Annotated in this window: 20 protein-coding genes; 14 read left to right on the plus strand and 6 right to left on the minus strand. The window is 57.4% G+C overall.

Translation table 11 applies throughout. From position 1 onward, the window contains the following. Positions 1 to 68: 68 nt before the first annotated feature. Positions 69 to 626 (plus strand): spermidine N1-acetyltransferase, encoded by a 558-nt coding sequence (gene speG, locus OSH04_RS17960; protein WP_009461630.1) that lies wholly within the window; start codon positions 69 to 71, stop codon positions 624 to 626. A 16-nt stretch (positions 627 to 642) separates the two neighbouring features. Here the strand turns inward: speG and hpnE are convergent, their stop codons facing one another. Genes hpnE through hpnC form a run of 3 tightly spaced genes read right to left on the minus strand, consistent with a single transcriptional unit; the run spans position 643 to position 3,656 of the window. After that, positions 643 to 1,929, minus strand: a complete 1,287-nt coding sequence (hpnE, locus tag OSH04_RS17965; protein ID WP_266108988.1) for a hydroxysqualene dehydroxylase HpnE — start codon at positions 1,927 to 1,929, stop codon at positions 643 to 645. Beyond that, entirely contained in the window at positions 1,926 to 2,789 is an 864-nt protein-coding gene (hpnD, locus tag OSH04_RS17970) for a presqualene diphosphate synthase HpnD (protein WP_009461634.1), read from the minus strand. The genes hpnE and hpnD overlap by 4 nt, the downstream gene beginning before the upstream one ends. A 6-nt stretch (positions 2,790 to 2,795) precedes the next feature. Then, positions 2,796 to 3,656, minus strand: a complete 861-nt coding sequence (hpnC, locus tag OSH04_RS17975) for a squalene synthase HpnC (protein ID WP_266108989.1) — start codon at positions 3,654 to 3,656, stop codon at positions 2,796 to 2,798. 70 nt (positions 3,657 to 3,726) lie between these two features. Here hpnC and alr point away from each other — a divergent pair, with 70 nt between their 5' ends. The 12 genes from alr to phoU all read left to right on the plus strand — a co-directional run bounded on the left by alr (position 3,727) and on the right by phoU (position 14,458). Then, a complete protein-coding gene (gene alr / locus OSH04_RS17980; protein WP_009461638.1) occupies positions 3,727 to 4,857 on the plus strand; it encodes an alanine racemase in 1,131 nt (376 codons plus the stop codon). Positions 4,858 to 4,875: 18 nt separating this feature from the next. Further along, the gene (locus tag OSH04_RS17985; RefSeq protein WP_009461640.1) at positions 4,876 to 5,592 is read left to right on the plus strand and encodes an SDR family oxidoreductase; all 717 of its coding nucleotides are present in this window, start codon (positions 4,876 to 4,878) and stop codon (positions 5,590 to 5,592) included. Between the two features lie 9 nt (positions 5,593 to 5,601). After that, entirely contained in the window at positions 5,602 to 6,987 is a 1,386-nt protein-coding gene (radA, locus tag OSH04_RS17990; RefSeq protein ID WP_266108990.1) for a DNA repair protein RadA, read from the plus strand. 5 nt (positions 6,988 to 6,992) lie between these two features. After that, entirely contained in the window at positions 6,993 to 7,772 is a 780-nt protein-coding gene (locus OSH04_RS17995) for a sulfite exporter TauE/SafE family protein (protein ID WP_266108991.1), read from the plus strand. A 9-nt stretch (positions 7,773 to 7,781) separates the two neighbouring features. Then, positions 7,782 to 8,501, plus strand: a complete 720-nt coding sequence (locus OSH04_RS18000) for a 3-deoxy-D-manno-octulosonic acid kinase (RefSeq protein ID WP_060185757.1) — start codon at positions 7,782 to 7,784, stop codon at positions 8,499 to 8,501. Between the two features lie 77 nt (positions 8,502 to 8,578). Then, positions 8,579 to 9,685, plus strand: coding sequence for a polyamine ABC transporter substrate-binding protein (locus OSH04_RS18005; RefSeq protein ID WP_060185758.1), 1,107 nt, complete (start codon positions 8,579 to 8,581; stop codon positions 9,683 to 9,685). 6 nt (positions 9,686 to 9,691) lie between these two features. Then, positions 9,692 to 10,822, plus strand: coding sequence for an ABC transporter ATP-binding protein (locus tag OSH04_RS18010; RefSeq protein ID WP_009461650.1), 1,131 nt, complete (start codon positions 9,692 to 9,694; stop codon positions 10,820 to 10,822). Then, positions 10,819 to 11,739, plus strand: a complete 921-nt coding sequence (locus tag OSH04_RS18015) for an ABC transporter permease subunit (RefSeq protein WP_026484352.1) — start codon at positions 10,819 to 10,821, stop codon at positions 11,737 to 11,739. Before OSH04_RS18010 ends, OSH04_RS18015 begins: the two co-directional genes overlap by 4 nt. Beyond that, positions 11,736 to 12,542 carry an ABC transporter permease subunit gene (locus OSH04_RS18020; protein ID WP_009461654.1) on the plus strand — a complete coding sequence of 269 codons (807 nt, stop codon included), beginning with the start codon at positions 11,736 to 11,738 and terminating at the stop codon, positions 12,540 to 12,542. The genes OSH04_RS18015 and OSH04_RS18020 overlap by 4 nt, the downstream gene beginning before the upstream one ends. 27 nt (positions 12,543 to 12,569) lie before the next feature. After that, positions 12,570 to 12,914, plus strand: a complete 345-nt coding sequence (locus OSH04_RS18025) for a Spx/MgsR family RNA polymerase-binding regulatory protein (RefSeq protein WP_009461656.1) — start codon at positions 12,570 to 12,572, stop codon at positions 12,912 to 12,914. Positions 12,915 to 12,952: 38 nt separating this feature from the next. Continuing rightward, positions 12,953 to 13,636 (plus strand): ribose-5-phosphate isomerase RpiA, encoded by a 684-nt coding sequence (gene rpiA, locus OSH04_RS18030; RefSeq protein ID WP_009461658.1) that lies wholly within the window; start codon positions 12,953 to 12,955, stop codon positions 13,634 to 13,636. Between the two features lie 87 nt (positions 13,637 to 13,723). Further along, entirely contained in the window at positions 13,724 to 14,458 is a 735-nt protein-coding gene (gene phoU / locus OSH04_RS18035; RefSeq protein ID WP_009461659.1) for a phosphate signaling complex protein PhoU, read from the plus strand. Positions 14,459 to 14,526: 68 nt separating this feature from the next. Here the strand turns inward: phoU and OSH04_RS18040 are convergent, their stop codons facing one another. From OSH04_RS18040 to argA, 3 genes are all read right to left on the minus strand, one after another. After that, complete coding sequence (locus tag OSH04_RS18040) at positions 14,527 to 15,807, minus strand: EAL domain-containing protein (protein ID WP_266108992.1); 1,281 nt, start codon at positions 15,805 to 15,807, stop codon at positions 14,527 to 14,529. Between the two features lie 358 nt (positions 15,808 to 16,165). Further along, positions 16,166 to 16,438 carry an oxidative damage protection protein gene (locus OSH04_RS18045; RefSeq protein ID WP_009461661.1) on the minus strand — a complete coding sequence of 91 codons (273 nt, stop codon included), beginning with the start codon at positions 16,436 to 16,438 and terminating at the stop codon, positions 16,166 to 16,168. A 70-nt stretch (positions 16,439 to 16,508) separates the two neighbouring features. After that, on the minus strand, positions 16,509 to 17,864 hold the full coding sequence (gene argA, locus OSH04_RS18050) for an amino-acid N-acetyltransferase (protein ID WP_009461662.1): 1,356 nt from the start codon (positions 17,862 to 17,864) through the stop codon (positions 16,509 to 16,511). Between the two features lie 72 nt (positions 17,865 to 17,936). Here argA and hrpA point away from each other — a divergent pair, with 72 nt between their 5' ends. Beyond that, complete coding sequence (gene hrpA, locus OSH04_RS18055) at positions 17,937 to 21,728, plus strand: ATP-dependent RNA helicase HrpA (RefSeq protein WP_035270709.1); 3,792 nt, start codon at positions 17,937 to 17,939, stop codon at positions 21,726 to 21,728. The last annotated feature ends 64 nt before the right edge of the window (positions 21,729 to 21,792 follow it).

The following is a 21,792-nucleotide window of genomic DNA, read 5'->3' on the forward strand; positions in this document are numbered from 1 at the left end:
GTCTATGGCCTTTGGTATAGGCAGATAGGCGGCTCGTCTATCGAACATAGAGAAAGGATAGAAAAATCATGAGTAAAACGACTCACGTTAAATTACGCCCGCTGGAGCGCGAAGACTTGCGCTTTGTGCATTTGCTGGACAATAACGCCAGCGTGATGCGCTACTGGTTCGAGGAACCTTACGAAACCTATGGCGAGCTGGCGGCTCTGTACGATGAGCATATTCACGATCAGCGTGAACGTCGTTTCGTTGTGGAGTGGGAAGGGCAGCCGTCCGGCGTGGTGGAACTGGTGGAAATTGATTATGTACACCGCCGGGCAGAGTTCCAGATCATTATTGCGCCGGAGTTCCAGGGCAAGGGCATTGCCTCGCGGGCGACCAAGCTGGCTATCGAGTACGGCTTTGGGGTGCTGAACCTGTACAAGATCGTGCTGATTGTGGATAAGGAAAACCACAAGGCCATTCACATTTATCAGAAGTTTGGTTTTCAGGTGGAAGGCGAGCTCAAGCACGAGTTCTTCATTAACGGCCAATATCGGGATGTGGTGCGCATGTGCCTGTTTCAATCGGAGTTTCTGGCCGCTCATAAGCCTGCGCAGACTTTGCTGACACCGTCGGCGCAGTAGTGCTCAGTCGTGGCCCTTACAGATGCGCGGCTTTCAGCCCGCTGCGCACAGCGCCTTCCAGCACACCGGGGTAGCCGGTATCGGTCCAGTCGCCTGCCAGGCGAATAGCTGGCCAAGGTGTCGCTACCGAAGGGCGACGCAGACCGGGCACAGCCGCAAACGTGGCCCGTTTTTCGATAATAAGCTCGCTGGCCCGTATGGCAGGCATGGCTTTCAGGTGCCGGGTCTGGTTGCGTACCTGCTCGATGATCGCGGCAATGGCTTGCTCGCGGTCCAGCGCTTGCAGGCGCACAGCATCGCTGATGACGATCCCCACCAGCGTTTCACCGCTGCCCGGTTTCAGGGCGCTGTGATCAAACAGCCATTGGCCACCACTGCCGCTTTTATCGTCCAGCATCAACATGGAATGGGGCAGATTCCAGGCCTGTTCCAATTCCAGATACAGGGTGGCAATAGGGATGTAGCTGAAGGCTTCCAGATCGGCCAGCAGTTGTTCGCTGGCCGGGCTGCTGGGTAGGCTATGCAGCAGGCGTGCAGCCTGGACGGGAGGGCAGGCCACAATGGCTGCATCAAACTGCAGGCCGTCAATTTGTACACCTGACTCTGTCAGTTCCAGTCTTTGTACTCTGTGGCCCAGCTGTAGCTGAATGTCACGCAGGGCGGGCTCGCACCAGAGCTGGCTTAAATCCATCAAGGGAATCAAGGTTTGGCTGGCTTGCCGGGGACCGCCCAGGCTGTCGCGCAAGACATGGGCAAAGAGTTGGGCGCAGGCTTGCTCAATGGGCGTGTTCATGGCCGCCACGCAGAGCGGCTGCCAGAACAAACGGATGACATGGCTGTCTTGCTGATGCTGCTCCAGGAGCTGCAAAACCGTCAGACCATCCGGGGTGCGCCATTGCTGTTTCATCAGCCAGCGGCAAAAACGTGCCAGCTTGATTTTCTGCGACCAGCTCAGGCCCTGGGCGCCCAACAGGCCAGTCAATAAATGAAAGGGGGCGGGCAAGGGGCGATTGCGCAGGCGAAAGCGCCCATCGGCCGAGATCACGTCCAGATCCTTGCGTTCCAGACGGGATGCTTCGTCCAGTCCGATTTCCCCCATCAAACCCAGAATGACGGAGTAGGCGCCCAGCATGATGTGCTGGCCATTATCGGTATCACGCCCCAGATTGGGGCTGTGGATGCGGCGGGCACGCCCGCCTATATGGCGCGAGGCTTCAAAGACACTGACCTGATGGCCTTGCGTCTTCAGCCGCCAGGCGGCAGCACAGCCCGCCCAGCCCGCCCCGATAACCGCGACTTTCATCGGCCCAGTTTGCGTTGCAAGCTGCGGCCGCCCGATACCCAGGTTTTCCAGGCCAACCAGAATTTGCGAATGGGTGTCAGCGAAATGCGCTGTTCCAGTACATGCCAACGATCATTGGCAATTTCCACCAGCAGGGCATGGTAGATGGCGGCCATCAACAGGCCTGGGCGTTGTGCCCGGCGATCCACAGCGGGCAGGGCGCGCATGGCCTGGCGGTACAAGTCCTGGGCGCGTTCGGTTTGAAAGGCCATCAGGGCCTCGAAGCGCTCCGAATGCTGTTGATCCAGGATCTCGTGAGGTGACACACCAAACTTGTCCAGATCTTCCTGGGGCAGGTAGATGCGGCCACGACGAGCGTCATCGCCCACATCACGGATGATATTAGTCAACTGAAAAGCCAGGCCCAGTTTTTGGGCATAATCGCTGGTCTGTTCCTGGGTTTGGCCAAAAATACGCGCCGACAGCAGTCCCACCACGCTGGCGGCGTGCCAACAGTAGCGTTCCAGCTCGCTCCAGCTTTGGTAGCGAACCTGGTCCAGATCCATTTCCATGCCGTCAATCACGGCCAGCAGCTCGTCCTGAGGCAGATCGAACGCCTTGATATGCGGTGCCAGGGCCTGCATGACCGGGTGATGGGCACGGCCTTCGTACAGATCGGCCACTTGCGTGCGCCACCAGACCAGCTTCATGCGGGCAACCGATTCCTCGTGAACCTCGTCCACCACGTCGTCCACCTCGCGGCAAAACGCGTACAGCGCCGTGATGGCACGGCGGCGTTCAGGCGGCAGAAACAAAAAGGCGTAGTAAAAACTGGAGCCGCTCTGGGCTGCCTTGTTCTGACAATACTCGTCTGGGCTCATGGACGTTCAGGGTCGGTAAGGGGTACGGCTCAAGCCGCGGGTAATCAGGCGTAGCCAGTCCAGGCGGGACAGGGTGGGACGATGGCTGAAGACATCAAACTTTACCGCTTCCAGGCGTTCCAGAATACGCAGGCCGCCCAATACCATCATTTTCAGTTCCGGGCTGATGCGCCCGGACAGATAGCTGGACAGCAGCAGCCCGGCTTGCAGGCGTTGACGGGCATCGGTAACCAGCAACTGCATCATTTCCTGCCAGCGGGCATCGGCCTCGGGCTGACGCAGCAGCTGGGTACGGGCCTGGATGTAATCATCATCCAGATCATATTGGGCCAGCAGGTCTTGCGGGATATAGACACGGTTCTTGTGCCAGTCCAGTGCCACGTCCTGCCAGAAATTAACCAGTTGCAGCCCGGTACAGGTGGAGTCGGCCATCTCGACCAGCTCCGGGCTGTGGGCTTGATACAGATGCAGCATCAAACGGCCGACCGGATTGGCCGAGCGGGTACAGTAATCCAGCACCTGGGCCATATCGCTATAGCGATGAGTGGTGACATCCTGGCGAAACGCAGACAGCAGGTCCAGAAAAGGCTTGAGAGGCAACTGGAAGTTGCTGATGCTGCTGGCCAGAGGGACAAAAATTTCGCTGTGCGGGGTATCGGCCAGGACGGGCTGGTGATACTGCAGTTGTTCTATTCCGGCTTCGAACTGCGCCAGCAGTTCCAGGCGCTCGGCAGCGCTTAAATCGCCTTCATCAGCAATGTCGTCGGCGCTGCGGGCAAAACGATAAATATCGGTGACCGGTCGGCGTAGCCGACGAGGTAGCAGCACAGAGGCGACAGGGAAGTTTTCATAGTGCTCGATAGACATAGTCCGCCAGTATACGGCTTTCGTTTCCACTAGGGCTGGTTTAGACTTTCGTATTGCTTCGGGGAGAACCATGCCACGTCCTATCTCGGCCACCATTCATATTGCGTCACTGCGTCACAATCTCGATATGGTTATTCAGAGCCTGAATAACGCCACGGCTCCATCCGGCGTAAAACGGCCCCATATCTGGGCCGTCATGAAGGCCAATGCTTACGGTCATGACATCGAAAATGCAGTGCGGGCATTCAGTGCCGCCGAAGGCATGGCGATGCTGGACCTGAAAGAAGCCATACGTTGTCGGGCTGCCGGTTGGACCGGCCCCATCATGTTGCTGGAAGGTTTTTTCCAGCCTGAAGATCTGGATGTGCTGGCCGAGTTCGGCCTGACCACTGTCATTCATTGCCACGAGCAGCTCAAGATGCTGGAGCAGTGGAAGGGCGGGGTGGCCTTGAATGCCATGGTCAAGCTCAATAGCGGCATGAACCGTCTGGGTTTCAGCGTGGACGATTACCCCGCCGCCTTCGAGCGCGCTCAGCGTCTGCAAAAGGCAGGCAAGCTGGGAACCGTGGGGCGCATGACGCACTTTGCGCGCGCTGACGACAATATCGACGCCACGCTGGAGCAGATTCGCTGCTTTAACCGGATCACCGACGGCTTGCCGGGCCCGGTCAGTGTGTGTAATTCAGCGGCAACACTAAGCCCTGACCTGGGTGCATACATGCCCTCCGGTCCGGATCACTGGGTACGCCCCGGTATCTGTCTGTACGGCAGCTCTCCTTTTGCGGACATCAGCGCCGAGGACTTCGGCCTGCAGCCTGGTATGACTCTGGCCGCAGAGCTGATCAGCGTGCGCGGCGTCAAGCAGGGCGAGGGCATTGGCTACGGCCATACGTACATTGCCGAGCAGGCCATGCGTATTGGCGTGGTGGCTTGTGGCTATGCCGATGGTTACCCGCGTCACGCGGGAACTGGCACCCCGATTACCGTGAACGGTGTGCGCACTCGTTTGCTCGGTCGTGTGTCCATGGACATGCTGGCAGTCGACCTGACCCCGGTGCCCGCCGCCGGTGTAGGCAGTCAGGCGGTGTTGTTCGGTCAAGGCGGGCCCAGTGTGGATGAGGTTGCTGCGGCAGCCGGAACCCTGGGCTACGAATTGATTTGCGCGGTCGCCCCACGCGTGCCGCGCGTCATCCAGGATTAACACCAACAAGGCATAGCCATGAAAAATAAATGTGTACTCGTTACCGGCGCTACCAAAGGAATCGGCTGGGCAATCAGCCAAAGGCTGGCTGATGCCGGGGCCCACGTTGTGGGTCTGGCCCGCCACACCGAAAGCATTGATTTCCCCGGATATCTGTACTCCTGCGATTTGAGCAATGCAGGCGAAACCGAGGAAATGCTGCGCGTTATCCGCGAAAAATATCCCGTCGATGCGGTGGTGAACAACGTAGGTATGGTCGCGCCCGAACCGATTGGTCAGGTGGACCTGGGCAATCTTTATCAGGTGTTTGACCTGAATGTGCGTGTGGCGGTGCAAGTGGCCCAGGCTTTCATCCCTTCGATGAAAGCGCGCAAGGAAGGCCGCATCGTCAATATTTGCAGTCGTGTTGTGCACGGCGGTTCCGATCGCACCAGCTATGCCGCGGCCAAAAGTGCCTTGCTGGGTTGTACCCGCACCTGGGCACTGGAATTGGCTCCTTACGGCATTACCGTCAATGCGGTCTCTCCTGGTCCGATCGAAACCGAATTGTTCCGTGCCAATCATCCCGTCGGCAGCGAAGCCGAACAGCGCAGCCTGTCCTCCATTCCTTTGGGACGTTTTGGGCAGGCGGCCGAAGTGGCTGCTGCGGTTACCTTCTTGCTAAGCGATGAAGCCGCTTATATCACCGGCCAGAACCTGGGCGTGGATGGCGGTGGCAGCTTGGCCGGACGTTAAGGAATTTCTATGGCCACCAGTACTCGTGCGGCCCGCAAGGCCAAAGTTGTATTTGTTTGCACGGAGTGCGGGGCAGATACACCCAAGTGGGCGGGCAAATGCCCGGCCTGCGGGGCTTGGAACAGTTTGCAGGAAACGGTAGAAACACCGGCTGCGGCCAGTGCGCATCGTTTTGCTTCCCTGGCTGGCTCCAGCCCGGTCCAAAGTCTTTCAGATGTACAGGCACGGGAACTGCCGCGTGTGCCCACAGGCATAGGCGAGTTCGATCGTGTCCTGGGCGGTGGCCTGGTGGAAGGCGGCGTGATCCTGATCGGGGGCGATCCCGGTGTCGGTAAATCCACGCTGCTGCTGCAAGCCATGGCAGCCTTGGCCCAGCAAACCAAAGTTCTGTATGTGACGGGCGAGGAATCCGCCGAGCAGGTCGCCTTGCGTGCTCGCCGTTTGGGCGTGCCTACCGAGGGTGTGGATCTGCTGGCTGAAATTCGTCTGGAATCCATCAGCCAGGCCTTGCAGTCGCACCAGCCTAGCGTAGTGGTAATAGATTCGATTCAAACCCTGTATTCCGATCAGCTCAGTGCGGCCCCAGGCTCGGTATCGCAGGTGCGTGAATGTGCGGCCCAGCTCACCCGTCTGGCCAAGCAAAGCAGTACTTCCATGATTTTTATCGGTCACGTCACCAAAGACGGGACCTTGGCCGGTCCGCGTGTGCTGGAGCACATTGTGGATACGGTGCTGTATTTCGAGGGGGATACCCATTCCTCCTTCCGCATGGTGCGCGCATTCAAGAACCGCTTTGGCGCGGTAAATGAATTGGGCGTGTTTGCCATGACGGAAAAAGGCTTGAAAGGAGTCAGCAATCCTTCGGCCCTGTTCTTGTCCCAGCATTCCCAGTCAGTAGCCGGTTCCTGCGTCATGGCCACCCAGGAAGGCACACGGCCTTTGCTGGTGGAAATTCAGGCTTTGGTGGACTCGGCCCATGTACCCAATCCGCGTCGCCTGTCTGTGGGGCTGGAAAGCTCCCGTCTGGCCATGCTGCTGGCGGTGATGCATCGTCATGCTGGCGTGGTCACTTACGATCAGGACGTGTTCGTGAACGCTGTAGGGGGCGTCAAGATTACCGAGCCAGCCGCTGACTTGGCGGTGTTGCTGGCTATTTTGTCCTCCCTGAATAACCGCCCCTTGCCACGTGGCCTGGTCGTGTTTGGGGAAATCGGCCTGGCCGGTGAAATTCGTCCGGCCCCGCGTGGGCAGGAGCGTTTGCGCGAAGCGGCCAAATTAGGCTTCAGCATTGCCTTGATTCCCAAGAGCAACGCCCCGCGTCAGGCGATCGAAGGCCTGGAAATCTGGGCGGTAGACCGGGTGGAAGACGCTGTCGACCGTCTGCGTAATCTGTAACCGCCATGATAAGTATTGAGTTGATCCTGGCCTGCTTGCTGGGAGGCGCGCTTATTGGCTATACCGGCGGGGTCCTGGGGATCGGTGGCGGCTTGCTGGCTATTCCATTGCTGGGCCTGATTCTGGGTATGGATCAGCAAACCGCTCAAGGTACGGCTTTGATCATGGTGGTGCCTGCGGTGCTGCTGACCGTGCGTCAGTACCATCGTCGCAACCATATTGATTTCCGCCGGGCAGCATTGGGGGCGATCTCCTCCATCATCTTTACCTGGCTGGGCGCACGTCTGGCTCTGGGCATGGATGCGATCTTGCTGCGTCGCATTTACTCTGTATTTGTGATGGCCATTGCCCTGTATTATTTCGACCAGAGTTTGGGCTTTTCCCGGCGGCGCCGTCGCAGTGACAAGCTGCGTCCAGACCCGGAGTCGTTTGGCCAGCTGTGGTATATCGCGGTAGGCATGATGGCGGGCTTGGCCGGTGGCGTGTTTGGTGTGGGCGGTGCGGTGCTGGTAGTGCCGTTCCTGACCAGCCGTATGGGTTATAGCCAGACCGGTGCGCAAGGCTTGGCCCTGTCCATGATTATTCCCGGCACGTTGGTCGCCTTGGCGACGTACGCGTTTCATGGTCAGGCTACCTGGCAGGTCGGCATACCGATGGCGATAGGCAGCCTGCTGCTGGTGCCGTTTGGCGTGCGCTTGGCCTATCGTTTGCCCGAGAATCGTCTGAAGTTTATTTTTGCCTGCATGCTGGTATTGATCATGGCCCTGTTGCTGGTTCGTGCCTGAGGAGCTGCCGTGAGCACCCAATCCGAAACTGTCTATTCCTTGCCCGGTGGCGGTGCCTTGTTGGCTCCGGAGCTGGCCAATCAGCTGGATCTGGAACCCGAGGCCTTGCAGCGCTGGTTCGAGGCCGCCTCGTATGGCGACCAGGCCAGCAAGGTGGGGCAGGGGGGGCGTCAGGCCGCCTGGTTTGTGAACGGGCCCTTTGGTCAGGCGGTGCTGCGCCACTACCGGCGTGGTGGCCTGGTGGCTCGCTTCAATGAGTCTTCCTACTTGTGGCAAGGGGCATCGCGGACTCGCAGCTGGCGAGAATTTCAGGTGATGTCTTATTTGCACAACAAGGGCTTGGCCGTCCCCAAAGTGCTGGCGGGCGCATGGTGGCAACAGGGTTTTTGGTACCATGCGGCCCTGATAAGCCAGCGTGTGCCCGATGTGCAGCCTTTGACTCTGTGCCTGGACCGTGCCTCCCCCGAAGCGGTGGCACACGAGATTGTCCGCATGCACCAATTCGAGGTTTGGCACGCTGACCTTAACGCCTACAATATTTTGCTGGATGCGAATGACAAAGTCTGGCTGATCGATTTTGACCGTGCACGACAGGGGCCCGTCAGCCCCGCCCAGGCGCTGGGTAATGTGCAACGCCTGAGACGATCTTTGCTCAAAGTGTGTGGGCCGCGTGGCGATCAGTGGTGGCAGCAGATGTTTTCTGCTTACCGTCACCAAACGCAGCGTTAATTACGACTACGGGCTTTAAAAAAGCTTTATCATCTCGCCTTTTGGGTTTTTCGCTTTCGATAGGAAGGGGACTCGTGATGTCTTTTGGGATGAACACACCACAGGTACTCGCCGGCCTGCTGGCCGCTGCTGCCATCATGCCTGTTGCACAGGCACAAAATCAGGTTGTTAACGTCTATAACTGGGCTGAATATACGGCCCCCGATACCTTGTCCGGCTTTCAGAAAGCCACGGGCATTACCGTGCGTTATGACGTTTACGATAATAACGACACCTTGCAAGCCAAGTTGTTGACGGGCAAGTCGGGTTACGACGTGGTGGTTCCCTCCACGCATTACGCGGCGCGTCAGATCGAAGGCGGTTTGTTCCAGAAGCTGGATAAAAGTCAGATTCCCAACTGGTCCCATCTGGACCCGGACATCATGGCCTTGCTCTCGGACGTGGACCCCGGCAATGAATACCTGATTCCCTGGGGCTATGGCACCAATGGCTTGGGCTACAACGTGACCAAGGTCAAGGAAATCATGGGCGAGCAGGTGGACCTGGGCAACTGGGACATGCTGTTCAAGCCTGAAAATGCCGAGAAGCTGAAAGGCTGTGGCATTTCCATTCTGGACGAAGCCGCCCAGGTGTTCCCGGCCGTGCTGCACTACATTGGCAAAGACCCCAACAGCAGCAATGAAGCCGATTATCGCGAAGCCCTGGACTTGCTCAAGCAAATCCGTCCTTACGTGCGTCAGTTCAGCTCCTCGGGCTATATCGACGAGCTGGCTGCGGGCGATCTGTGCATGGTCTACGGTTTCTCCGGCGATGTGATGATCTCCGCTGATCGTGCGCGCCAGGCTAAAAAGCCTTACGCCATCGACTACTACATTCCGCAAGGCGGGGCGCCGGTCTGGTTTGACACCATGGCCATCCCCAAGAGCGCGAACAATGTGAAAGAGGCTCACGCCTTCATCAACTACATTGAAACGCCGGAAGTCCATGCCGCCATTACCAACACCATGTTCTACCCGAACGCCAATAAAGATGCGCGCGAGTTCGTGGTCAAGGAAGTAGCTGACAACCCCATGATTTACCCTTCGCCCGAAGTCTCCAAGACTTTGTTCGTCATCAAACCACAGCCACTGAAGGTGCAGCGTCTGCAAACGCGCCTGTGGGCTGAACTCAAGTCTGGACGTTAAGGCATCATGCAAGATATCCGTACCGGAACCTCGCCCTGGATGGATGGCGAGGATGCTTTCGTGCGTGTGGACGAAGTCGTCAAGATTTTTGGCGATACGGTGGCCGTCCAGTCTGTAAGTCTGGACGTCGCCCGTCACGAAATTTTTGCGCTGCTGGGTAGTTCAGGCAGTGGCAAATCCACCTTGCTGCGTATGCTGGCAGGTTTCGAGGAGCCGACTTCCGGTCGGATTTATCTGGACAACGAGGATATTACCGACCTGCCGCCTTACCGGCGGCCGGTCAATATGATGTTCCAGTCCTACGCGTTGTTTCCGCACATGTCGGTTGAGGCCAATGTGGCTTTTGGCTTGAAGCAGGAAGGCGTGCCCCGCAACGAAATCCACGAACGCGTATTTGAAGCCCTGGATCTGGTGCAGATGGCGGGTTTTTCACGCCGCAAACCCAATCAGTTGTCAGGCGGGCAGCAACAGCGTGTCGCTTTGGCGCGTAGCCTGGTCAAGCGTCCCAAGCTGCTCTTGCTGGACGAACCCATGTCCGCATTGGACAAGCAGATTCGTCAGAAAACCCAGATTGAATTGGTCAAGATTCTGGAGCGTGTGGGAGTGACCTGCATTATGGTGACTCACGACCAGGAAGAGGCCATGACCATGGCCAGCCGACTGGCGGTAATGTCCGATGGGCAGATCATCCAGTCCGGTACGCCTTACGATGTGTACTCCTTCCCGAACTCGCGCTTTGTGGCGGGCTTTATCGGTTCCACCAATTTGTTCACCGGCGTAGTGACGGTGGACGAACCGGACCATGTTCATATCGAGTGCGAGGAGTTAAACCGCCCCTTGTATGTCAGCCACGGGATCAGCGAACCGCTGGGCATGGACGTGTATGTGTCCATTCGTCCCGAGCAGATCAAGGTGAGTCGTGAGTTGCCTTCCGAGGACACCAACTGGGGCCACGGCATTGTGACTCATGTGTCCTGGATGGGCAGCTACACCCGCTACCAGATTCGTCTGGACGCCGGCATGCTGATCGAGGCGCAAATGCCCAGTGGCACCTTGGCCCAGCCAGATGCTCCCGGCGTGGACGAAGAGGTCTACGTGTCCTGGTCCGACGATAGCGCAACGGTACTGAGCACATGAAGAACCTGTCCTGGCGCAAACTGCTGCCTACCAGTCGCACGCTGGTGGTCGCACCCACATTCCTGTGGATGATCCTGTTTCTGCTGGTGCCATTTTTGCTCGTGCTCAAGATCAGTTTTGCCGATCTTGATTTCGGGGTGCCGCCGTATACGCCCTTGGCCCAGTTTGCCGAGGAAAGCATTTCCTTTGTACTGAACCTGCGCGGCTATATCCTGCTGTTCAGCGACAATCTGTATTTGGCCACCTACGTCAGCTCCTTGAAGATGGCTGCCGTCACCACGATCTTTTGTATCTTGATCGGCTACCCGGTGGCTTACTACATTGCGCGCTCTTCACCCGCCGTGCGTAGTCTGTTGTTGCTGGCGGTGATTCTGCCTTTCTGGACCTCCATGCTGCTGCGTGTCTACGCCTGGGTAGGCATTTTGCGTGGCGATGGCCTGCTCAATCAGGTCTTGCTGTGGATAGGGATTATTGATGCGCCGCTGGAAATCTACCGCACCGATCTGGCCGTCTATATCGGTTTGATCTATGCCTATCTGCCATTTTTCATCCTGCCTTTGTATGCGAATCTGGTAAAGCTGGATATGCGCTTGCTGGAAGCGGCTTACGATCTGGGCGCGCGTCCCTGGTCGGCGTTCTGGAATGTCACCTTGCCCATGTCCATGTCCGGCGTGATTGCCGGTGCCATGCTGGTGTTCATTCCGGCCGTAGGTGAGTACGTGATTCCGGAAATGCTGGGTGGGGCTGACACCTTGATGATGGGCCGTGTCATGTGGACCGAGTTCTTCAATAATGCGGACTGGCCGATGGCTGCTGCCGTCACTTGCGTGATGGTCCTGCTCTTGATCATTCCCTTGATTTTCTTCCAGTACAGCCAGATGCGACAGATGGAAGCGCAACGGGGAGGCCGCTCATGACCAAGCCTAATCCCTGGCTGCGTGCCATCGTCCTGACGCTGGGCTTTGGTTTTCTGTACATTCCTATCCTGTTCCTGATCGTCTTTTCATTTAATGAATCGGCCATCATGACGTCCTGGTCGGGTTTTTCCTTCCGCTGGTACGAGTCCCTGTTTCAGGATAAAGCGCTGCTCAGTGCTGCCAAGCTGTCTTTCCTGATAGCCGTGCTGACCGCGACCATGGCCACCATTCTGGGCACCTGGGCCGCCTATGTGCTGGCCCGTATGGGGCGCTTCAAGGGCTTTGCTCTGTATATCGGTCTGGTCAGTGCACCGCTGGTCATCCCGGAAGTGGTGCTGGGTATTTCCCTGCTGCTGATGTTTGTGGAGCTGAACTCCCTGTTTGGCTGGCCGGAACAGAACGGTATCTTCACTATCTGGATTGGTCACGTGGTGCTGTGCACCGCGTACGCGACCGTGATTCTGCAATCGCGCATGCGTGAGCTGGATCGCTCTCAGGAAGAAGCGGCGCTTGATTTGGGTGCCACCCCCTTGAGGGCGTTTTTCCAGGTGGTCCTGCCTTCGATCGTGCCTGCCTTGATGGCGGCCTGGTTGCTGGCCTTTACCTTGTCGCTGGACGATGTGGTGATCGCCTCCTTCCTGTCCGGTCCGGGCTTTACCACCTTGCCGGTGGAAGTGTTTTCGCGCGTACGCTTGGGTCTCAAGCCCGAGATCAACGCGTTGGCGACCCTGCTGATTTTGGTGATTGGTATTTTTGTTGTGGTCGCCAGCCGCTTGCAGGTACGCCGCGAGCGTCGCGCCTGATTGATAAGGAGTATTGCCGTGTTCACGATGTATGGTTTGAAAAATTGCAGCACCTGCCAAAAGGCGATTGCCTGGTTTGAGCAAAACGGTCTGCCTTTGAACTTTGTGGATTACCGTGAACATCCCTTGGAAGCGGCCCGCCTGCAACAATGGGCGCAGGAGCTAGGTGGCTGGCCCAAGCTGGTCAATCGTGCCTCCATGACCTGGCGTAATCTGCCTGCGGAACGTAAAGAGCCGCAGGACGATGCCCAATGGCTGGCCTTGATTGCTGAATTTCCGGCGCTGGTGCGCCGCCCCTTGCTGATTACGCCCGAGGGCGAGGTCAGCGTGGGTTTCAACGAAGGCAAATTTGCTGCTCGTTTTCTTAAGTAAACCAAGGGGGGCCAAGCCCCCCCATTTTTATATCTGCCATGTACACACAGACCGAACTCAAACAACAGGTGGCTCAGGCTGCGGTTGATTACGTCCTTCCTTTCCTGACCCCGGATTCCATTCTGGGTGTGGGTACGGGTTCCACGGTTGATTTGTTTATTGATGCTCTGGCGGCGCACAAACATGCCTTCAAGGCTGCTGCTTCCAGCTCGGAGCGCTCGACCGCTCGCCTGCAAAGTCTGGGTATTGCAGTGCAAGACTTGAACACCATCGAACGCATGGACTGGTATGTGGATGGTGCCGACGAAATCGATGCGGCGTTGAACATGACCAAGGGCGGCGGTGGCGCTTTGACCCGCGAGAAAATCGTGGCCTCGGTCTCGGACAAGTTCCTGTGCATTGTGGACGATTCCAAGCTGGTGGATCGCCTGGGGGCGTTCCCCTTGCCGGTGGAAGTCATCCCCATGGCCAAGAATGCCGTGGCTCGTCAATTGCGTGCCTTGGGCGGTAATCCCGTCGAGCGCACGGGCTTTGTCACCGATAACGGTGGCCTGATTCTGGACGTGTCCGGTTTGTCGATTGCAGACCCGGCTGCTCTGGAAGCCCAGATCAACAATATGCCCGGTGTGGTGTGTTGTGGCCTGTTCGCGATTACCCCAGCCAGCGTGGCCTTGATTGCCGGTCAACAGGGTGTGCGTACCCTGCCTGGCGACGGTTTCTGAATTTTAATGTCTCTGTCATAATCGGTGCTTAATCTATGCACGGATTAAGCGCTGGCGCGAGCCATTTTGCTGTTACAGAAGGCCACTATGAACGAACATACCAATAAGCAGTTTCACTCCGATCTGGAGGCCACCCGTTCGCTGTTCTTGCAGATGGGCGGTATTGTTGAATCTATGGTTCGCAGTGCGACCGAAGCCCTGCAAACCGGGGATATGTCGCTGGTCGATCAGGTTCGCGAGCGTGAAAAAGAAATCAACCGCCTGGAGGTGGAGATTGACGAGCGCATCACTAATCTGATCGCCCGTAATCAACCCACCGCCATTGACTTGCGCATGCTGCTGTCCATCTCCAAAATGCTGACCGATATGGAACGCTGCGGGGACGAGGCCGAGCGCATCGCCAAGATGGCTCGCCGTCTGCACGAAGGTACCGCTGGCTACGAGCCCGTGGTGGAACTGCGCCACATGAGCTCCTCAGTCGCTGGCATGATCAACGATGTGCTGGACGCCTTTGCGCGCCAGGATGCCGTACACGCAGCACAGATTGTGCGTAGCGACAAGGAAGTGGATCGTGAGTGGAAGGGTTCGCTGCGTCACATCATCACTTACATGATTGAAGATCCACGCACGATTTCGCACTCCATTGATCTGATCTTTATCGCCCGTGCGCTGGAGCGTATTGGCGACCACGCCAAGAACATGGCTGAACGCGTGATCTACATGGTGCGTGGTGACGACGTGCGTCACACCGGTGTGAAAAACACCGAGCGTACTGCACGTGGTGAACCCTTGCCAGAACCGGAATCCGAAGACAAAGCCTGATTCCGACCCGGGCCTTCTTGCTGCAAGCCTTGCATGACACCATGCAAGGCTTGTTTGCTTTTCAAAAACTAAAGCCGTAGCCTTGGGGGGGCTTGGTCAGGATAGAACTGGGTACGTAGCAGTACCGCATCCTGCACCGTAATCAATACTGCTGAGTTCCACCAGGGTGGGGTCAGCGTTGGCAAGGCCAGCAGATAGCCCTGCACGCCGTGTGCACCGGACTGGCGCACAAACTCCAGATCAGCCTCGTCCTCGACACCTTCGATGATCACGTAGGGGCTGTAATCGGCGCAGACATTGACCAGATTGCGCAGCAAATGGGCTGGTTGACCGGGGCTGCGTGCCCGCAGCAAGATCGAGCGGTCAATTTTGATAATGTCGGCATGGGTCTGCACCAGAAAGGCCAGGGTGCTATTGCCCGATCCCGTGTCGTCCAGAGCAATCCGTACCCCCAGGTTTTGTAGTTGGGCAATCAGGCGCAGCGCCGTGGGCTTGTGGGCGATGGTGCCGGTTTCCGTCACCTCCAGAATCAGGCGCTGGGCCACATCCGGGCGACTGTCCAGATAGCTGAACAGATCCTGCCACCACAAATCGTCCTGCAGGGAGCCTGCGGAGATATTCACTCCCAGACAGAGACCGGGTTTTGTACTGAGCAGCTCCACCACACTGCCCAAGACACTGCGATCCAGCCGGGACACCAGACCTAGCCGCTCCAGAGCGGCGATGGCCTCGGGTAAAGAGTAATCCGCCGTGCCACAGTGACGAATCAAGGCTTCTTCATAAAAGTCCTTGTTCTTGTGTTTTTCGCCCAGGTGATAGATGGGCTGAAAGGCCAGGGCCAGCAGCCCATTCTGTAAATCATCCAGCATGCGAACTGCCAGACTCATATCTTCCCGGTACGTCTTGGCCCAGACCTTGTGCCAGGCGGCCAGCGTGGCTGGATGATTATGAGAGCAGGGGTTGGGAGCGGGAGGGTGGAACTGATTCGTGTCGTACTGACGGCTATCGTAGTGGTAAGCCATCTGGGTGTGCAGGTAGATGCGGTGCTCATCCTGGGTGATGGGGTCACACTCCAGTGCCGCACCCAGCAATTGGGCCAGGGCATTGGGATGGGTACGCTGAAAGCGGTGTTGCTTGCCCAACTGCTTCAAGGCAATCAGGACAAAATCCCCCCGGATAAAGATTTCATTGGCAGTCAGCCCACAGTCCAGCAGCCTTTGCTGCACGGTATCCAGCACAAAAGCATGAAACTGCGGCCCATACAAAGCCTCCAAATAGCTCAGGTTGACCAGCCACAGGCGCAAGTGAGTGGAGTACTGGTCAATCTCGGGTAGGTCTAGGCGGCACATGAACTTCTTTTCCTGTGGGTAAAGCAGTAAGCGGCGGTGCTGTGCAGGGCTCGGCGCAAGGCTGCTCAGACATGGACACGTGATGGGCCGGTGTGGCTTGGGCACTGTATGCGCATCAAGGCCAGCCGTGATTTTGTGCCTTAGGGCTTCAGGTAACTGTAGAAAAATCCCATTTCTTTTGATTTTTGACCAGTCTGAAACTAACTTGTCGCGCAGAGTTTCATTTAATTACGTTTTGGCTGTGTGCTGAAGGTGGGGCTATTTGATAAGAAGGCGGGGGAGTCGGGGGCAGAAATAAAGAAACCCCGGAGCACGATGGTAATGCTCCGGGGTTTGGGTGCGCGTCCTGAATCGGGACTTAAGCGGAAGGGGCGGTAAAACCGTCGGCTTCCACGTCCTTGTCTTCAAACAGATATTGCTCCATCTGTTCTTTCAAATACGTGCGGGCACGGGCGTCGGCCAGGTTCAGGCGGTTCTCGTTCACCAGACGGGTTTGCACGTCCATCCAGTTGGCCCAGGCTTGTTTGGAAATCGAGTGCCAGATCTTGGTGCCCAGCTCGCCGGGGTAGGGGGGAAACTCCAGGCCCTCGGCTTCCTGTTTCAGCTTCACACAGTGAATCATGCGTGCCATATGTGTTCCTTTTCAATCAAATGCTTGGATGGGCGTATTGTACTTAGGGGCGCAGGAGGGTCAAACCGGCTTACAGCTTTTTAATAAAGACCATGCTGTTGCGCGAACGGTTGTAATGCGACTGCTTGCCCTTGGGCAGATCGGACACGCCACCTTGTACAAAGCCACGCTTGATAAACCAGTGAGACGTGCGGGTGGTCAGCACAAACAGACGCTTGAAGCCGGCCGCACGGGCCTTGGCTTCGGTATGGCGCAAGAGAATTTCACCTTCGCCCGAGCCTTGCCATTCCGGGTGCACGATGAGACAGGCCATTTCGGCCATGCTTTCTTCTTCGTATGGAATCAAGGCCACACAGCCGTAAATAATGCCGTCGTGCTCCAGAACCGTGAACTGCTCCACCTCGCGCTCGATGACCGAACGGCCACGGGGGACCAGGGTGCCGTCAATTTCAAGGGGTTCGATCAGTTGCACGATTGCACCCACATCGTCCAGATTGGCCGGGCGCAAATCGTCCAGTGTGTCTTCCACCACCATGGTGCCCACCCCATCGTGGGTGAAGATCTCCAGCAAAATGCTGCCGTCCTGCTTGTAGGGCACCAGGTGCGCACGGGCAATACCGCGTTTGACGGCTTGCGAGGCGTAGCGCAGGAAGGTGGAGCAGTCCTCGTCCAGCTTGCCCGAGGCCAGCAGGGAGTCGGCATCGGCACGGGCCAGCTCCGAATCGATATCCAGATTATTGGAGTGCCCGATATGCTCCGGGGTCAGGAAAATCAGCTTTTCAGCGCGCAGGGCGATGGCCGTGCTGGTGGCCAGATCTTCCATGTCCAGGGTAAAGGCCTCGCCAGTTGGAGAAAAACCCAATGGGGAGAGTAGAATAAGCGCTCCTTGGCTCATGATCAGCCGCATGGCGTCCACGTCCAGCTTGCGTACCGCGCCAGAATGCTTGAAGTCCAGGCCATCAATCACGCCCACCGGACGCGCGGTCACAAAGTTGCCCGAAATGATGCGAATCTGGGCATGTGACATGGGGGTGTTGGGCAAACCCTGGCTGAATGCGGCTTCAATGTCCAGGCGAATTTCACCAGCGGCTTCTTTGGCGCATTCCAGAGCGACCGCACTGGTTGGCTCGGTACCGCGACCAAATTGCGTGGTTTCGCCTTTCAGGCGCAGTTGCTCATTGACCTGGGGGCGGGAGCCATGCACCAGCACCAGCTTGATGCCCAGTGCTGACAGCAGCGACAAATCCGGGATCAGGGTGTAGAGCAGTCCATCGTTGATGAGCTCGCCCCCAAAGGCCACCACGAACGTCTTGCCACGAAAATCGTGCACATAAGGCGCCACTTCCCTGAACCATCGCACAAATTGTGCCTGGGATTCATCAGGTGGTTCGATGGCGTTGTACGAGTCGGGGATGTCTGTGTTCATTGCGGGGGATCTTTGCGTCCAAATGGTTTCAAGCCAAAATTATAATGATGTCTGTACCAGAAACTACCTTTCATGCACGAGTCCGACGAATTGACTGAAAACCCACACTCTTTACCAACAATTTCTTATCCTGATGACCTGCCAGTCAGCGCCCGACGGGCCGAAATTGCGCAGGCGATCAAAGACCATCAGGTGGTCATTGTGTGTGGTGAAACCGGCTCGGGCAAAACCACCCAATTACCCAAAATCTGTCTGGAGCTGGGCCGTGGCCTGCAGGGCAAGATTATTGGTCATACTCAGCCGCGCCGTCTGGCCGCCACGTCGGTCGCCAAGCGTATTGCCCAGGAGCTGCAATCGGAGATTGGTGACTGGGTAGGGTACCAAATCCGCTTTAACGACAAGACCGGACCGCGCTCGGCCATCAAATTGATGACAGACGGTATCTTGCTGGCCGAGTCCCAGCGCGATCCCCTGTTAAGCCGCTATGACACGATCATTATTGACGAGGCCCATGAACGCAGTCTGAATATTGACTTCCTGCTGGGCTTTTTAAAGCAGTTGCTGCCACGGCGTCCGGACCTGAAGCTGATCATTACCTCGGCCACAATTGATGCCGAGCGTTTCGCGCAGCACTTTGCCCACAAGGGCAAGAAGGCGCCTGTCATTGAAGTGTCGGGCCGTTTGTATCCCGTCGATATTGTGTACCGCCCGATTCTGGACCCGTCTTTGGTCGATGCCGAAGAACGCCGTTCCGCCTCCGAGGAAGAGCGGGATCTGATGCAAGGCATTGTGGATGCGGTGCAGGAATGTGCCCGGCATGGTACGGGCGACATTCTGGTCTTCCTGCCTGGTGAGCGTGAAATCCGCGAAGCCACCGAGGCGCTGGAAAAAGAAAAGCCCATCAATACCGTGATCCTGCCCTTGTTTGCGCGTCTGTCGCAGGCGGATCAGGAACGTATTTTCCGACCCAAAGGCAATGCGCGCCGTGTGGTGCTGGCGACCAATGTGGCAGAAACCTCGCTGACCGTGCCCGGCATTCGCTTTGTGGTCGATAGTGGTCTGGCGCGTATCAAGCGCTATTCCTGGCGCAACAAGGTCGAGCAACTGCGTATTGAAGCGATCAGTCAGGCCTCGGCCAGCCAGCGGGCAGGGCGTTGCGGTCGTATTGGCCCCGGTATCTGTATTCGTCTGTATGACGAGCAGGATTTCAAGAGCCGCCCCCCCTTTACGGATCCCGAGATTTTGCGCTCCTCGCTGGCCTCGGTGATTTTGCGCATGAAGGCCTTGCATCTGGACGATGTGGAAACCTTCCCCTTTGTGGAGCCGCCCACGGGCCGGGCGATTGCCGATGGGTATCAAATTCTGCAAGAGCTGGGTGCGCTGGATGAACAGCAGCGCCTGACCAAGGTAGGCCGTTCCCTGGCCAAACTGCCTGTGGACCCGCGTGTGGCCCGCATGATTCTGGCCGGTCATGAACATCATTGTTTGACGGAAATGCTGATCGTGGCCTCGGCCATGTCCGTGCAAGATCCGCGTGATCGTCCTGTCCATGAGCGCGAAGCGGCCAATCAGGCCCATGCCCGTTTCAACGACGACAAGTCCGAGTTCCTGTCCTATGTGAAGCTATGGAACTGGCTGGAAGAGCTGTCGCAGGAGCAAAGCTCGCAGCGCAAGTTTGCCAATAGTGTCAAACAGGCTTTGTTGTCCCCTTTGCGTATTCGTGAATGGCGGGATGTTCATACTCAATTACGCAGTCTGGTACAGGAGCAGCGCTGGGTCGCCAACCCCTCGGCAGCCACGTATGAGCAGGTGCATCTGGCCTTGTTGACGGGCTTGATCGGTAATATTGGCTACAAGAGTGAAGAAACGGGTGTCTATCAAGGTACGCGTGAATTGCGCTTTGTGATTCACCCCGGCTCCAAGCTGGTCAAGAAAGCAGGCCGCTGGATTCTGGCGGGCGAGCTGATGGAAACCACGCGACTCTTTGCCCGCTGTGTGGCGCGTATCGAGCCGCAATGGATTGAAAAAGTTGGCGCCCATTTGCTGCGTAAAACCTGGGGCGATCCGCGCTGGGAGAAGAAAGCCGGGCAGGTAGTGGCCAATGAGCGCGCTACCTTGTATGGCTTGCTGATTTACAGTGGCCGTCGCATTCACTTTGGCCGCATTGATCCGGTGCAGGCACGCGAGTTGTTCTTGCGCCAGGCTCTGGTGCCAGGCGAGATCGACTCCAACCTGCCTTTCCTGCGTCATAACCGTCAGCAGATACAGGCGGTAGAGCGTTTGGAGCACCAATCCCGCCGCCCGGATATTCTGGTGGATGAGGAACTGATCTACGCGTTTTACGATCAGCGCATTCCCAAGGACGTGTACCAGACCGCCACATTGGAAAAGTGGTTCAAGGGCTTGTCCAAAGAAGAGGCCAAGGGCCTGGAGCTGAACCGCGACGAATTGATGCAGCACGACGCAGCCGGCATCACCACCGAGGTCTTTCCGCGCTCCGTTGAATGGCAGGGCGTGAAGATGGCGCTGGATTATCACTTCGAGCCGGGCTCGGTGCGCGATGGGGTGACCTTGAGCGTTCCCTTGTTCGCCTTGAACCAGATCGACGCTGCGCGTTGCGAGTGGCTGGTGCCCGGCATGCTGAAAGAAAAAGTGCTGGCTTTGCTGAAATCCTTGCCGCAACGCATTCGCCGCCATTGTGTGCCGCTGCCCGATTATGCTGCCGCCTTTCACCAACGCTGGTTTGAAAAAGCAGCCGATCCGGGCATGAGCCTGCTGGACGCCATTTCGCAGGATATGTGGACTCAGCTCAAGCAAAGGCCGCAGCGCAGTGACTTCAAACCCGAGACGCTGGCGACGCACTTGTTCATGAACTTCCGGGTCATTGACGAGCATGGCCGCATGTTGTCGGGCGGGCGCAATCTGGATCAGCTCAAGGCCGAGCATGGCCGTCAGGCCCAGGCATCCTTCCAGCAAATGGCCGCCAGCGACGAACAGGTAGCGCAAGTGCTGGATCACGAGCAACTGACCAGCTGGAGCTTTGGTGAACTGCCCGAGCTGATGGAAATCAAACGCAAGGGGCGCAGCTTTATTGGCTACCCGGCCTTGATCGACAAGAAAACCCATTGCGATCTGGATGTGTTCGATGACCCGGCCCAGGCCCAGCGTCAGCACCGTCAGGGTTTGCGCCGCTTGTTCCGTTTGGCCCTGCGCGAGCAGGTGCGCTTTCTGGAAAAGAACATTACGGACCTGACTCGTATCAGCATGCTGTACATCAATCTGGGGACGCAGGAACAATTGCGTGATCAGATCATTGATGTGGCTCTGGAACAGTCCTGCATGATGGAGCCCTGGCCCAAGAACCAGGCCGAGTTCGAGGCTCGTGTGCAGGAGGGCCGCAGCCGTCTGGGTCTGGTGGCCCAGGAAGTGGCGCGTCTGGCCGGGCAGATTCTGACTGAATGGAGTGCCGCCCAGAAGAAACTGGCGCAAATCAAGGCCCACCCCGAGGCTTTGAAAGACATACAGCAGCAATTGAACGCCTTGATGCCTACCTTGTTTCTGGAAAGCAATGAATACGCGCAGTTGGCGCATATGCCGCGTTACTTGAAAGCGGTACAAACACGGGTGGACAAGCTGCGTGCCGATCCGGCTCGCGATCAACGCCTGATGCAGGATATGTCGGTTTTGCTGACCAAGTACCAGCGTGCCGTGGCCGCGCTGAAAGGTGCGACTGATAGCGGTTTGCGGGATTTCCGCTGGATGCTGGAGGAACTGCGCGTGTCCTTGTTTGCGCAAGAGTTACGCACCCCCATGCCGGTTTCGGTCAAGCGTCTGGAAAAAGCCTGGGCGGCGCTGCAACGCTAAGACGGTAGCCGTTTGAGATCTGCAGGGCGATATTGGGCATTGGGATGCGCCCTTGCAGATCATG

Source organism: Alcaligenes nematophilus (genome assembly GCF_026344155.1).
Classification (GTDB): domain Bacteria; phylum Pseudomonadota; class Gammaproteobacteria; order Burkholderiales; family Burkholderiaceae_B; genus Alcaligenes; species Alcaligenes phenolicus.

Coding starts and splice junctions, on each gene's coding strand:
- OSH04_RS18040 (WP_266108992.1), bottom strand. CDS start 15,807: ATGTGCCGCCTAGACCTACCCGAGATTGACCAGTACTCCACTCACTTG.
- OSH04_RS18020 (WP_009461654.1), top strand. CDS start 11,736: ATGACCAAGCCTAATCCCTGGCTGCGTGCCATCGTCCTGACGCTGGGC.
- argA (WP_009461662.1), bottom strand. CDS start 17,864: ATGAACACAGACATCCCCGACTCGTACAACGCCATCGAACCACCTGAT.
- OSH04_RS18045 (WP_009461661.1), bottom strand. CDS start 16,438: ATGGCACGCATGATTCACTGTGTGAAGCTGAAACAGGAAGCCGAGGGC.
- hpnE (WP_266108988.1), bottom strand. CDS start 1,929: ATGAAAGTCGCGGTTATCGGGGCGGGCTGGGCGGGCTGTGCTGCCGCC.
- OSH04_RS17995 (WP_266108991.1), top strand. CDS start 6,993: ATGATAAGTATTGAGTTGATCCTGGCCTGCTTGCTGGGAGGCGCGCTT.
- OSH04_RS18005 (WP_060185758.1), top strand. CDS start 8,579: ATGTCTTTTGGGATGAACACACCACAGGTACTCGCCGGCCTGCTGGCC.
- rpiA (WP_009461658.1), top strand. CDS start 12,953: ATGTACACACAGACCGAACTCAAACAACAGGTGGCTCAGGCTGCGGTT.
- hpnC (WP_266108989.1), bottom strand. CDS start 3,656: ATGTCTATCGAGCACTATGAAAACTTCCCTGTCGCCTCTGTGCTGCTA.
- phoU (WP_009461659.1), top strand. CDS start 13,724: ATGAACGAACATACCAATAAGCAGTTTCACTCCGATCTGGAGGCCACC.
- alr (WP_009461638.1), top strand. CDS start 3,727: ATGCCACGTCCTATCTCGGCCACCATTCATATTGCGTCACTGCGTCAC.
- hrpA (WP_035270709.1), top strand. CDS start 17,937: ATGCACGAGTCCGACGAATTGACTGAAAACCCACACTCTTTACCAACA.
- speG (WP_009461630.1), top strand. CDS start 69: ATGAGTAAAACGACTCACGTTAAATTACGCCCGCTGGAGCGCGAAGAC.
- OSH04_RS18015 (WP_026484352.1), top strand. CDS start 10,819: ATGAAGAACCTGTCCTGGCGCAAACTGCTGCCTACCAGTCGCACGCTG.
- OSH04_RS18010 (WP_009461650.1), top strand. CDS start 9,692: ATGCAAGATATCCGTACCGGAACCTCGCCCTGGATGGATGGCGAGGAT.
- OSH04_RS18025 (WP_009461656.1), top strand. CDS start 12,570: ATGTATGGTTTGAAAAATTGCAGCACCTGCCAAAAGGCGATTGCCTGG.
- radA (WP_266108990.1), top strand. CDS start 5,602: ATGGCCACCAGTACTCGTGCGGCCCGCAAGGCCAAAGTTGTATTTGTT.
- OSH04_RS17985 (WP_009461640.1), top strand. CDS start 4,876: ATGAAAAATAAATGTGTACTCGTTACCGGCGCTACCAAAGGAATCGGC.
- hpnD (WP_009461634.1), bottom strand. CDS start 2,789: ATGAGCCCAGACGAGTATTGTCAGAACAAGGCAGCCCAGAGCGGCTCC.